The sequence below is a fragment of the Methylomonas aurea genome, from assembly GCF_024505045.1.
In the GTDB taxonomy this organism is placed as follows: domain Bacteria; phylum Pseudomonadota; class Gammaproteobacteria; order Methylococcales; family Methylomonadaceae; genus Methylomonas; species Methylomonas aurea.
Genome location: NZ_JANIBM010000037.1, coordinates 25,113 through 38,081 on the forward strand (window position 1 = coordinate 25,113; position 12,969 = coordinate 38,081).

At 57.0% G+C, this 12,969-nt stretch carries 7 protein-coding genes and 1 pseudogene; 4 read left to right on the forward strand and 4 right to left on the reverse strand.

Translation table 11 applies throughout. The features are described from left to right. Positions 1-53: 53 nt before the first annotated feature. Positions 54-3,794, reverse strand: a complete 3,741-nt coding sequence (locus tag NP603_RS18730) for an EAL domain-containing protein (RefSeq protein WP_256612382.1) — start codon at positions 3,792-3,794, stop codon at positions 54-56. A gap of 695 nt (positions 3,795-4,489) precedes the next feature. Here NP603_RS18730 and NP603_RS18735 point away from each other — a divergent pair. From NP603_RS18735 to gpmI, 3 genes and pseudogenes are all read left to right on the forward strand, one after another. Continuing rightward, positions 4,490-4,630 (forward strand): annotated as a pseudogene (locus tag NP603_RS18735) (integrase core domain-containing protein); the annotation flags it as partial. 261 nt (positions 4,631-4,891) lie between these two features. Then, positions 4,892-5,323, forward strand: a complete 432-nt coding sequence (locus NP603_RS18740; RefSeq protein ID WP_256612383.1) for an SRPBCC family protein — start codon at positions 4,892-4,894, stop codon at positions 5,321-5,323. A gap of 311 nt (positions 5,324-5,634) precedes the next feature. Further along, complete coding sequence (gene gpmI, locus NP603_RS18745; RefSeq protein WP_256612384.1) at positions 5,635-7,278, forward strand: 2,3-bisphosphoglycerate-independent phosphoglycerate mutase; 1,644 nt, start codon at positions 5,635-5,637, stop codon at positions 7,276-7,278. Between the two features lie 120 nt (positions 7,279-7,398). On the opposite strand, the gene NP603_RS18750 is transcribed toward gpmI, so the two are convergent. The 3 genes from NP603_RS18750 to NP603_RS18760 form a co-directional block, all read right to left on the reverse strand. Next, positions 7,399-8,928, reverse strand: coding sequence for a hypothetical protein (locus NP603_RS18750; protein WP_256612385.1), 1,530 nt, complete (start codon positions 8,926-8,928; stop codon positions 7,399-7,401). Positions 8,929-9,028: 100 nt separating this feature from the next. Then, positions 9,029-9,865 carry an HDOD domain-containing protein gene (locus NP603_RS18755; RefSeq protein ID WP_256612386.1) on the reverse strand — a complete coding sequence of 279 codons (837 nt, stop codon included), beginning with the start codon at positions 9,863-9,865 and terminating at the stop codon, positions 9,029-9,031. A gap of 18 nt (positions 9,866-9,883) precedes the next feature. Beyond that, the gene (locus tag NP603_RS18760; protein WP_256612387.1) at positions 9,884-11,779 is read right to left on the reverse strand and encodes a GspE/PulE family protein; all 1,896 of its coding nucleotides are present in this window, start codon (positions 11,777-11,779) and stop codon (positions 9,884-9,886) included. 599 nt (positions 11,780-12,378) lie between these two features. On the opposite strand from NP603_RS18760, the gene NP603_RS18765 reads away from it, so the two are divergent. Continuing rightward, positions 12,379-12,891: a hypothetical protein gene (locus NP603_RS18765; RefSeq protein WP_256612388.1), complete on the forward strand. Its 513-nt coding sequence runs from the start codon at positions 12,379-12,381 to the stop codon at positions 12,889-12,891. Positions 12,892-12,969 lie beyond the last annotated feature (78 nt).

Below are 12,969 nucleotides of genomic sequence, written 5' to 3' on the forward strand. Positions count from 1 at the left end.
AAGGGTACGGTTGGCAAGCCGGCAGGCCTCCCGGAAGCATTCGGCGCAAACGGTTACAGCATCACGGCCGGCGGGTTTTTCGGTTGTCTCGGCGCCCGCAGCGATGCGGTATTCTGGTTGACGATAGCATCGAAGAAGCGGTCGAACGGCACCGGTTTGCCGAATAAATAGCCCTGGAAACAACGGCAATTCTTACTCAACAGCATCTCGAACTGTTCGTCGGTTTCAACGCCTTCGGCGATGGTATCCAGCTCCAGGCTGCTCGCCATTGCCAACACGGTCCTGACAATCGCCCGGTCGTTGGCGTCGGCCACGATATCGCGTACAAACGATTGGTCGATCTTCAATTGATCGATCGGCAGGCTTTTCAAGTAACGCAGGCAGGAATAGCCGGTACCGAAATCGTCCAGCGAGATTTGAATGCCCAGTTGTTTCAACGCCGCCATGGTCGGTACGACGCTGTTGGTATCGTCCAACAGCATGCTTTCGGTCAATTCCAATTTGAGCAGGTCCGGGCGGCGGATATCGTGTAGCTGCAGCGCCGACCTGACCTGGTCGATAAAATCCCGCTGCCGGAACTGGCGCGGACTGACATTGATCGACAAGGTCAATTCCCGCGTGCGCGGATGCGATTGCCAAGCCGCCAGATGGGCGCAGGCCGTTTCGATGACCCAGCGGCCGACTTCCAGAATCAGGTCCGACTCCTCGGCAATCGGGATAAATTGGGGCGGCAGCAACAATCCCTGTTCCGGGTGGCGCCAGCGGATCAACGCCTCGGCACCGAGCGGCGCCCCCGAAGCCAACACCTGAATCTGGTAATACAATTCGAGCTGGCCGGCCAAAACGGCATGACTCAACGCCCGCTCCAGCGCGGCCCGTTTTTCGATCGCGATCTGCAGCATCGGATCGAAAAAACACAGCGTATTGCGGCTGGTTTTCTTGGCCTGGTACATGGCGATGTCGGCCTGTTTCAACAAATCCTCGGCCAGCTGCGGCTGCGTAGCCTGGTTGAAGAGGCTGATGCCGATACTCGGCGTACTTCGGTGTTGGTGGTTGCCGAGCCGGTAGGGCTGGTTCAAGGTCTGCAACACCTTGTTGGCCACCTGCTCGGCACAGGCGGCCGCTTCGACGCCCGCCGGACTCAGATTTTCCAACATCACGACAAATTCGTCGCCGCCCAGGCGGGCGACCGTGTCGCCTTCCCGAACGCACAGTTTCAGCCGATCGGCCACTTGCAGCAATAATAAATCACCGACATCGTGGCCCAACGTATCGTTGAGAATCTTGAAATTATCCAAATCCAGAAACAGCAAGGCGCCGCCCAAACCGCTGCGGGCACTGGCGACCAAGGCTTGTTTCAACCGGTCCAGCAGCAGGCGGCGGTTGGCCAGGCTGGTCAACGGATCGTAGAACGCTAATCGTTCGATTTTTTCCGCAGCCGCCTTGCTGTTGGTGATGTCGGTATGCGTTGCGACGTAATGGGTCAGATTGCCGGCATCGTCTTTCACCGCGGTAATGGTCAGTAACTCCGGATAAACTTCGCCGGACTTGCGCCGATTCCAGATCTCGCCGCTCCACGATCCGGTTTCGCAGATCGTCGCCCACATCGCCTCGTAAAACGCCTGCCCCTGCCGGCCCGATTTCAGCAGGCGCGAATTTTTGCCTATCACCTCGGTGTCGCAATAACCGGTAATGGCCGAGAACGCCCGGTTTACCCGCAGAATTTCGCCGTTGGCATCGGTTACCACCATACCTTCCTGAGACTCGAACGCCACCGCCGCTACGCGCAATTCGGCTTCCGCTTGCTTGCGTGCAGTAATGTCCCTGGAGGAATTGAACAGTACCGGTTTTCCGTCCAACTCGAGCGGATAACCGCTGACTTCGACCTGAAAAACGGCCCCGTCCTTACGCCTATGCACGGTTTCGAACTGGTAACGCACGGGCCGCTCGAATTGTTTTCTGAACGCGGCGAACAGTTCGCCGGCATTCGCAAAGCCGGCATCCCAGTGGCAGACGTTCATACCGATCACTTCTTCCCGGCTGTAACCCAGCATGTCGCAAAACGAGTTGCTGGCTTCGATCACGTTACCTTCGGCGTTTAGAATGTGGATACCGTCGCTGGCGTTGTGCAGTAACGCGATATTTTTTTCGCTTTCGCTACGCAGTTGCTTGGTTTGCCTGTCGACCTGGCGCTCGATCGCCGCGTTGCGGCCGGTGATGGCCAATAACAACGCCTGCAACAAACTGACCAACACCAAACCGGCCGCCAATACGGTCCAGGCCAGTAACGAGCGGTTGGCCGCCATGTACTCTCGAGTCGGATACACGCTGGCCGACCAAGTCCGGCCGTTGAACTGAATCGCGCCGGTCCAGGTAAAACGGCTCAGCGTCGCGTCGGTCGACGCACCGTAACGGTACAACAATTGGTTGTCGGCGGGCGCACCGCTATCTTCGAGCCTGAACGCCAAACCCAGGGGCAGCATGGTTTCGAGTTGGTGCTGCAGCATATCCGCGATCCGAAACACGCCGACGGCAAAGCCGCTAGGCGTTTTCCGCCCGGCTGGGCCGGGCGCGGACGGCGAATCTTCGCCATAAACCGGGTGCAACAGCAATACGCCGCTGCTGACGCCGCTTTCCTGCACCAAGCGTAGCGGCGCCGAGGCGGTCAGTTCGTTGCGCCTGACCGCCTCGTTGATCGCGGCCAGTCGCAACGGGTCGGACGCGATGTCGTAGCCCAGCGCCAGGCGGTTCTTATCCAGCGGCGTAATGAAACGTACAGCTACATAGCTCTCGCGCGCACTGGCCGGAACCAATTTTCCGGACGCGTCTCTTTCGGTGATGCGAATCTCGGGCAAGCGCAATTCTTTCCGCATCGCCGTTTCGAAATCCGCCTTGTCCCGGTAACGCACCACCGGGTTCCAGCTCAAGGCCTGCAGATCGGGATGTTCGGCGAAACTGAGCCTGGTGAAGCGGTCGAAGTCGGCAAAGGTCAATTGCGGATAGGCATACACCAAGTTGGAGACCGACTCGACCAAATCGCCGTAGGCGAGCAACTTGGCCAGCAACTGGTTGTTCAATGCCGAGCCGTAAGCGGAAATTTCCTGCTTGATCCGGTTGGTTTCGGTATTCGACACGTAAATAAAGGCCGCGACGATACCGACGGTAATGGTCAACGCAGGTAGCGCCACAAGTTTGATCCGGGCTTGGCGTAGCCGGTTTTGCCGTTGCAGCGCGATCATCGCCATCGGCCCGAACAACAAGGTACCGATCGAATCGCCGATCCACCAGTTCCACCAGTTGAAAAGCAATTCGCCATGGGAGATCACGCCGAATCCGGCCAAAGCCAGATTGGCGACAGATGCCGAAACCAGGCAACTCACCGGTCCCGCCAGCAACAACAGCGACAGGATATGCTGATCGGTATCCAGCGCGTGCCAGGCGTCTTTTAAAAAATGTTTGACCAAGGCTGCCGCGGCCCAGGCCTGCAAAACCGCACCCGAGCCGATAAGCGCAGCCACCGACACGCCGTTCAGGCCCAAGCTGCCGTGCCGGCCGGCCACCCACAGGTTCAATGCCAGCGAACCGAAACCGACGCCAGGCAGCATACGGTATCCCGAGCAAAGCACCGCGCCGAACGCCACTCCGGCCGCCGGGAACACTGCCGAGGCATAACCGGGCGCGATCGCCAGCTCCAGGCCCACCGCCCCTAACAAAAAGTAAGAGACGCAGAGAAGCAGCGAGCGACCAAGCCAGGCCCAATTCAGAAAATGGGGATTGTTTTTTGTATCAGGCAATGCGAGTCGTGAACATGGATTGATTAAATCCGCCGGACTGGAGGCCGAAGCCATCCGGCGTCGTGTAAGTATAGCCTTACATCATACCACCCAGATGCGGCCATCACGGGCAGATTAACGCTGCAATTGCGCCGGAACTGCGCGGTAGAATTCCGCGGGCACGAAAAACTGCCTCCGCACCTACCGCCGCTCCGGCACCAATAAATCCAAAATGCGCGGCGGATGAATTTACTTATGGGAAGTCACCCTACACCTAACGTCATTTGCCGGAGCGGCTTGCCGCCAAAACCAGCCCGATAATATTCGAAGGCATTACGGTTTATTGGAGTTGCCGGACACGTTCGCCTTCAACGCAAATGTTCTCGGTAAACGAGATGGAATAGAACTTTCCTCCCATGATCTCGCAGTCTTTTTTCATCCTTTCGAATTTATTGTCCAGCCAAAACATCGCCAACGCTATTAGCGCAATACAAATCAGAACTAGAATGCTGACAGATCGATCCGAGTTTAAAGCCATGAATTTGCCGGTCTTTATTTTTGCCAATTTTTGAAGTGCGTTATTTTGCGACAGGCGCAAACTCGAGTACAGCTCGAATTAAGACTTACCATCTGCAATTCGAGACGATCGCCAAGGCGTTTGCCGATAGGGTAAAGGATTGGGGTTGCCAGCTCGGCATAGCCATAAGGCGCAAGTGGACTGCGGCGGTGCCTGGCAGGATAATGTCTTCGTCGAACGATTTTGGCGATCGGTCAAATACGAGCGCTTCTACCTGCATGCTTACCACTCCGTCGACCGAGCTCGGGCTTCAATCTTGGCGTATTTAGAGTGTTATAGCCACTAACAGCCGCATGCCAGCCTGAAACGAAAAGCCCGTTATGACGATGGGCTGCCGAACCTTAACTTGCGTGCCAAACCCTGACGGTGATTTCACTTTAAATCACAGGGGCCTCTTCTGTCAGGAGAATTCAAATGCGCGATATGGATTGCTGTAGTTTCACTTTGAAAAGTTCCTAACCTAGCGTGGCGTTCGAGAGGGATGCGCCAAAAGCGGCGCCTCCATCGACTTTGCATTATTTGACATCACGGGATACTGAAAATGAATAGTTTAACCATTAAAAAAAGCGTTTATATCGATGCGACACCCGAAGAGGTATTTGATGCGCTTACTTCATCCAACGATATAGTCAGATATTTCCCATTGAAAAAGGTCACATCCGAATGGCAAGTAGGCGGGGAAATACTGCTAGACGGCGAGGTCGACGGAAATGCTTTCCGAGACTACGGCTTAATTCAAGCCTTGTCTCGCCCCCACCACTTCAAGTACTCCTACTGGAGCGATAATCACGGAACAGAAAGGACACCAGAGAACCATCTGACCGTCGAGTATCGTTTGTCGGCAAAACAACAGGGAACGCAACTCGATCTTGAGCAGGCCAATCTAAGATCGGAAGCGATGTTCAGAGTTATGGATACTGTTTGGGACCACCTACTCGGCAGCTTAGCCAAGTACCTTGAAAGTCGCGCATAACGACACCTTCAACTCCCGTGGGCAGAAATGGCTCTACGAACTAGCGCCGAATGGCCGACCAACGGCCGCTTGCCGAGATTGATCAGAAAGCTTCGAGTGTCCACTTGAAGTCGAAAACGCCAAGGAAACACCCATGCTCTCCGACCGATCGGCATTCGCATCCCCATCTCGATTTCCTTGATAGTACTATCGGAGTTAACATACCCGGTTTATTTGCTGGCGAGCCGTATCGTTCAGCGACGGGCTGACCCGACAGACAGTCGGGCGCCCTATTCCAACCGGCTTCTTTTTTCCATCGATCCGACAACAGTATGAAACTAGCAAAATCTTCCCGCTTTTCCCCTACCTCAGGCCCGGTCGTTACTATCGTTCTGGACGGCGTTGGCATTTCGCCGCGCGAAGACGGCGATGCGGTCAAAGCCGCGCGCACGCCGATGCTGGACAAACTGATGGCCAACTTTCCGATGACCAAATTATTGGCGCACGGTAAGGCCGTCGGCATGCCCAGCGACGAGGACATGGGCAATAGCGAGGTCGGCCATAACGCCATCGGCGCCGGCCGGGTATTCGCCCAAGGCGCCAAACTGGTGGCCGAGTCGATCGCCAGCGGCCACCTGTGGCAAGGCCACGCCTGGCAAGAAGTGGTAGCGGCGGCCAAACAAGGCGGCACGCTGCACTTTCTGGGTTTGTTCTCCGACGGCAACGTGCATTCGCATATCGACCATCTGAAAGCGATGATCGAACGCGCCAAACAGGAAGGCGTCGGCAAAGTCCGCTTACACATCCTGCTCGACGGCCGCGACGTCGGCGAGACTTCGGCTTTAGATTACGTCGATCCGTTCGAAGCCTATCTGGACGGCCTGCGCAGCGCCGATTTCGACGTCGCCGTCGCCTCCGGCGGCGGCCGCATGAAAATTACGATGGACCGCTACGAAGCCGACTGGAGCATGGTGCAACGCGGCTGGGACATCCACGTCAAAGGCGAAGGCCGCCAGTTCGCCAGCGCCCATGAAGCGATCGAAACCTACCGCAACGAACTGGGCGTGATCGACCAGGACTTGCCCGGTTTCGTCATCGCCAAAGACGGCCAGCCGCTCGGCAAAATCGTCGACGGCGACGCCGTGGTGTTCTATAACTTCCGCGGCGACCGTGCCATCGAAATCTCCCGCGCCTTCACCGAGGAAACCTTCTGCCCGTTCCATCGCGGCGCGCTGCCGAAGGTCACCTACGCCGGCATGATGCAATACGACGGCGATACCAAATTGCCGCCGCGCTTTCTGGTCGAACCACCGGCGATCGATAGAACGATGGGCGAATATCTGGCCAAAAACGGCGTATCTCAATACGCGATCAGCGAGACACAAAAATACGGCCACGTCACCTACTTCTGGAACGGCAACCGCTCCGGCAAATTCGACGACGCGCTGGAAACCTACGTCGAGATTCCAAGCGACGTGGTACCGTTCGAACAACGGCCGTGGATGAAATGCGCCGAAATCACCGATGCGTTGATCGCCGCGATCCGTAGCGGCCAATACAAATACTTGCGGGTTAACTACGCCAACGGCGACATGGTCGGCCACACCGGCAATTTCGAAGCGGCGGTCACCGCGATGCAAGGCCTGGACCTGCAATTGGCGCGCTTGATTCCGGTGATTCTGGAAGCGGGCGGCGTGGCATTGATTACCGCCGACCACGGCAATGCCGACGAAATGTACGAGCTAGACAAAAAAGGTAACGTCACCCGCGATGCCGAGGGCCGCACCAAGGCCAAGACCTCACATACATTAAATCCGGTGCCGTTCGTGCTCGTCTCCGGCGAGGCCGATCCGGCTTACAAACTGCGCGACGATTTGGCGGCGCCCGGCTTGTCCAACATTGCCGCGACGGTACTGAATCTGCTGGGCTACGAGGCGCCGCAGGATTACGATCCGAGTTTGATCGTGCCGGCATAAGCCCTGCAACCGCTGCGGGCAGACCACCGTTTCCCGCAGCGGCAGCTATAGTGTTCGATAGGCTGCCAAGCTCAGCAACGCGCAAATGAAAAGGGCCGGAATTCCGGCCCTTTTTGTTGATTAGTCGTTTGCTGTCTTGAACCGTGCCGCGGCACCCAACAAACCGGTGACGAAGAAGGCCGTGCCGACCAGAGTAAAGCGCAGATTCAGTTTTTCCAACGCCAGATCGTCGGTCGCATACAGCATGAAGATCACGGCGATACCGCCCCAGGCCAGAAAGCGCAATGCGGCGGCTATGGCGATTTGGCTCAGGGTTTCCGCGTCGCTGGCCGGCGCATCCATCCGGTAAGCCACAAAGCCGCTGATCAACGCCGGCATGATCCCCCAACGGGCATGGTCGAGGAAGCTGTCCAGGAAAATGAAGTCGTCGCGATGGTAGAAAGTCAGCTCCAGAATGAAAGTGGATATCGAGGTGCTCACCACGAAGCCGACGAACATCATCGCCATGTAAAAGCCGTAGTAGCGGTCGGCCGGCTCCTGCTGGTGGCGGAAGGCGACGCTGCGCAACACGAACACCAGCGCGATCGGCAACACGTAAATCGCGATCGAATAGGCAATCCAGCGCAACGTGGTATAACTGAAATGCGACAGCGGCTTGTCCGGAAATAGAAAGGCGTTGTGCAGCGCCACCGAGACCTCGCGTCCCAAAATCACGCCGAACGCGGTCGCAGCGGCGAAAATCAGCAAGTATTTATAGGTATGCTTCAACCGCGCCTCGTGGACGTTACCGCCCAGTTCCTTTACGGTGGCCCAGATTTCGTTTTCGTTGGCGCTGCCGAATACGACCAGTGCGGCAAGCAGCCGACACAGCAAGCCGCTGAGCCGGTCCAGGTCCTTCAGTAAATTGACGGTCTTGGTGTAATGCGGCTCGGCCTCCTTCCACACCGCGACCTTTTCCGACATTGCGTTATAGGAAATGCAGATTTCGCCCCACTTCAGCGACGGTTCGCTGAACAGCCGCCGGTAAGACGATTGGTCGGCGTAATGCTGGATCCGGTCGAACAACAGGCTGTTATGGGCCCATTTGTACTCGACCGTGGCACCGGCCTTGTCGAAATCGCCGGCGTCTACGCTTTGCACCAGCAGGCGGTCGGCGATTTGGCCCTTGATTTTGTCGTCCACCGCCGACAGGCGGGATTTGATCAGGGCGTTATAGACCTCGACCGCTTTGGTCGGAATCGCGAACGCATCGTGTATGCTATCGCGCAAAATCAGCAGCGGATTGAACGCGCTTTCCCAACCGATCAAAGACAGAACGACACCAGCGGCGATCAGCGGCAGCAGCTTGTTGCCGTCCAAACCGTGCAACAGCTCGACCAGGCTGCCGGCGCGCAGATGGCTGACGATCAAGGTCACCAACGGCTCCAGCGGCAGCCATTGCCAAGTCAATAGACAAAACAAAGCCGCCATTAACGCGCAGTACAAACCGATTCCGGTCAAATAAGTGCTGCGCCGAATGAAGTATTGCGGCAGAGTCGGTTCCGCGCCGAGCTGGATCCGGCGCTTTTGAAACGAACGGTAGGCCAGCACTGCGGCAGCCGCAGCGCCCAGCAACTGAATCGCAAAATTAATCAGAAATTCGATGGTCATTGTTCCTACGGGTTGCTAGAGAGATGGAGCCGCGGCCAAAGCCGCGGGCTATCGACCATTCTAATGCAAAGCCGCCGCAGTTCGCGACCGTGTCGGCAGGTCAGGCCGATAGGGCTAACGAATCTTCCAGCGCAATTTCCAATTCCGCCAGCGCGATTTCCGACAAACCTAGCCGCGCAACTTCTTCGCTGCTAGAGACTACCAAGTCCGGTTGAGGCCGGGAGGCGATACCCAATTTGTACGCCACCATGTCCGCCACCCGCACCACCAATTCCACCGTGCCGGTATCCTCGGTAACCGGTTGGTGGTGCGACTCGGCGACTGCGCAATAAATTTCCGGCAAATTCCATGAACGCAGCAGCCAGGCGCCTTTCGCCTCGTGTTGCCGTATTACCACTTCGCACTGCAAGTCTTCCGGCAAATTCAGCGTGGGATTCTTGGCTCGCAAATCCTCCAGACAGCGCAACAACAGCAGTTCGCCGATGTCGTGAAACAAACCGGCCATGAACGCTTCTTCGGCAATGGCCTGGAATGACAGCCGTTTAGCCAGCCATTCGGCGCCCAAAGCCACCGCCACGCTGTGCTGCCACAGCTTGACCAGGCATTGTTGCATGGCAGGATCTTTGGCCGTGAACATGCCCTTCTGCATCACCAAGGTCGCGATCTGGACGATACGCGGCAAGCCGAGGCGGACGACGGCATCCTTGACCGTGTTGACCGAACTCAGGCCGGCATAAAACGACGAATTCGCCACCCGCAGAATCTGGCTGGCCAAACTGGCGTCCATCGCCAGTTGTTTGGCAATCGCATCCAGCGAGCGGTTTTCGTCTTGCAAGGCTTGGCGTAGTTCGGTTACCGCGCGCGGAAACACCGGCAAGGCGCCGGCACCGCTGGCAATGGATTCGTCGATCAAATCGGTCAGTGACTTTTCGCTCATGGCATTCGGTTCGTCAATTTATCGGCTGCCCAGCAAACGGCGCAGCTCATAGAGGGGGCGGGGTTTGCCGAAACGCGGCAAATCCCGTATCACCTCCTGCAGCGAGGTGATACCGGCGGCGGCCTTGACCAGTCCGTCTTCTACCAAGGTCACCATGCCCGCGGTCTCCAGGCTGACCCGGCGGATTTCGTAGGAGGTCTTGCGCTGCAGGATCGCTTCTTTGACCCATTCGTTCATCGACAACAACTCGAACACGCAAACCCGTCCGGAATAACCGGTAAAGCGGCATTTATCGCAACCCTTGCCCAACAGAAAATTGGCACCGACCATATCGTCCGTTGTTAAATTCAAGCGCCGGAGCAAGGCCGGATCGGGTTGGAACGGTTCCGCGCAATGGCGGCAGACCCGGCGCAACAGGCGCTGGGCGACCACCGAAACCACGGTCGACGAAATCAAAAAGGCCTCGATCTCCATGTTCAGCAGCCGCAGCAGGCCGCCTATGCTGTCCTCGGTATGGAACGTAGTCAACACCTTGTGGCCGGTCAGCGCAGCCTGGATCGCCGTATCGGCCGAGAACCGGTCGCGAATCTCGCCCAGCACGATGATGTCCGGGTCCTGGCGCACGATATGGCGCAAAGTTTCCTCGTAAGTCAAATTGATCTTCGGGTTGATCGAACACTGGGCGACGCCGTCGATCACGTATTCGACCGGGTCCTCCGCCGTAACGATGCTGACCTCAGGTGCATTCAAATAATCCACCGCACTGTACAAAGTCGTGGTTTTGCCCGAACCGGTGGGTCCGGTGATGATGACAACGCCGGTCGGTACGTCCAGCGAGTCCTGGATGAAGCGTTCCAACATCAGCGGCGCCATGCCCACTTCGTGTATATCCAGCAATTCGGTCTTGCGGTTCAACAAGCGTAGTACGACTTTCTCGCCGTTGATCGTACTGAAGAACGAGGCCCGCATGTCGACCACGTGATTGGAGGCGATTTGTTCGAACAATACCCGGCCGTCCTGGTGCCGGCGCTTTTCGGCGATATCGGCGCCAGCCATGACCTTGATCCGGCTGATCAAGGCCTGAGCCATCGTTACTGGCAAATCCCGATAGTGCACCATCATGCCGTCGATCCGGAAACGGATGCGCAGCTTGTGCTCCAGCGGTTCGATATGGATATCGCTGGCGGCCTGGCGGATTGCATCCTCGAAGATACGGTTGACCACCGCGACGGCCGACTGCTCGCCGACCGCAGTTTTCTCCGACTGAGTGTTGCGTTCGTAATTCAGCAGAAAACGCATGATCTGCGAATAACGCCCGACCGCCGGAATCACCTCGGCACCAAGCACTTGCCGCGCGGTTTCGATCGCAGCTTGGTCCAACGGATCGCCAAAAGCCACCAGCACGCCGTCGACCTGCTTTTCGATCGGCAGGAAGCAGTGCTTGTTGGCCGATTTCAGCATCGGTTTGGTCATCAAACTTTGGTCGACGTTGACGACGCTGAGATCGATCACCGATATCCCCATCAGATCCGCCAGCACCTCCAGCATTCTCGATTCGGAAATCAGATTGCGCTCGACCAGTATCTCGCCCAGACGCTTGCGTCCGGCCTCTTGCTGCTGCGCCAGCGCCAATTGCAGATCACCATCGCTGATAAAACCGAATTCGACCAGGAACAGGCCCAATTTGACTTTCACCGGGTGGCTGCGGAATACCTTGACCAACTGCTCGTGCGTGACGTAACCCAGATCGCACAAAACCACCAGAATGGGCTTGGGCGACTCCAGCTTGCCTTGCACGCGCTGGGCGTATTTCAGCTTGGCGCCATCGAGTACGCCCTGCTCGACCAGAAGCAGGAGAAAGGATTCGGTAAAGCTATTGCCGGAACCGGCAGCACTGCCATCGCTGGGTTTCATTGCTGCCTTGAGCTTACGATCGATAGTGATCGGAACAAATGGGACACGGGCTTGAATCGGCCAAGAATTCGGCGGTCGGAAAATATTGGCATTAAGGTACTAATTTATACCGTGCAATACAACGTTAAATTGTTCGGGGGCTTATCGGTATCGATGCAATCGCTGCGCTTGCGAGGCCCGCTGCGCGGCATCCCGCACTCGAACTGCACACTCCGCCGAGTGTGCGCAGCAGAATGTGGGTTGTTTCATCCCCGCCGTTTAACGCTAATTTGTCGCGGCGGGAAAGCAATTATTGCCCCCGCCCGAATTATTACCGGCATTCCTTTCCGGCAGGCCTTTCGATTGCGACCGGTATATCGGGGCGGAGCCGATAAACAGTCTGCTAAACACCGTTTAGCCTGTGTTTGGCAAACGAAGTGCCAGAGAAGGCTTGGATACGTTCAGCCCGAACGGAACGTTGGGGGGAAAATAGGGCTAGGTCAAAGCCGCCCGAACTGCGCTCGGTCGATTTGATTGGACAGCGCGCGCCATTCTGCGCTTGAATGAGTTTGCAGTTCCGTTTCGCCAATCCTGTTAATGCTTTGAATTCGGAGGTTGTCATGGACAAATATTTACTGGGTTTCATTTTGGTTGTGTTTCTGGCCTGGGCGCCAGCCCCGGCCTTCGCCGCCACCGACGCCGCCAATGGCGGCGCGGCGGCTTCTGCTGCGGGCAATCCTCCCGCTACGGCAAGCGCCGTTTCCGGTAACAAAAACGAAATCGACGGTTTTTCCGGCGCCATCGGCCTGATTTATTTACTCAGCTTTGCCATTCAACAGCTAATCGAACCGTTTAACTTATGGTTCGAGTCCGTAGCAGAAAAATGGGGGCAAAAACGGCCATGGGTCACCAAGAAAACCGTGATTTTTTGCTTTTCATCGCTGGTCGGCACGCTGTTCGCGATGCTGGGTCAAATCGATCTGCTCTCGGTCGGTTTTCTGCAACATCAGGGCGGCAGCCTGTTCGGTTTTCTGGTAACCGGTCTGGTCATCGGCGCCGGCACCGAGTCGGCAAACACCGCGCAGAAATATTTCGATTACGTCAAAAAGCAAAACAAGCCGCCCAAGTCCTGACCCCAACAGCGTTTTGGCCGCATTCGGCTCGAGCCGCACCCCTACGGACACTCCGGCTTCGCGCTTTGGCGCGAAGCC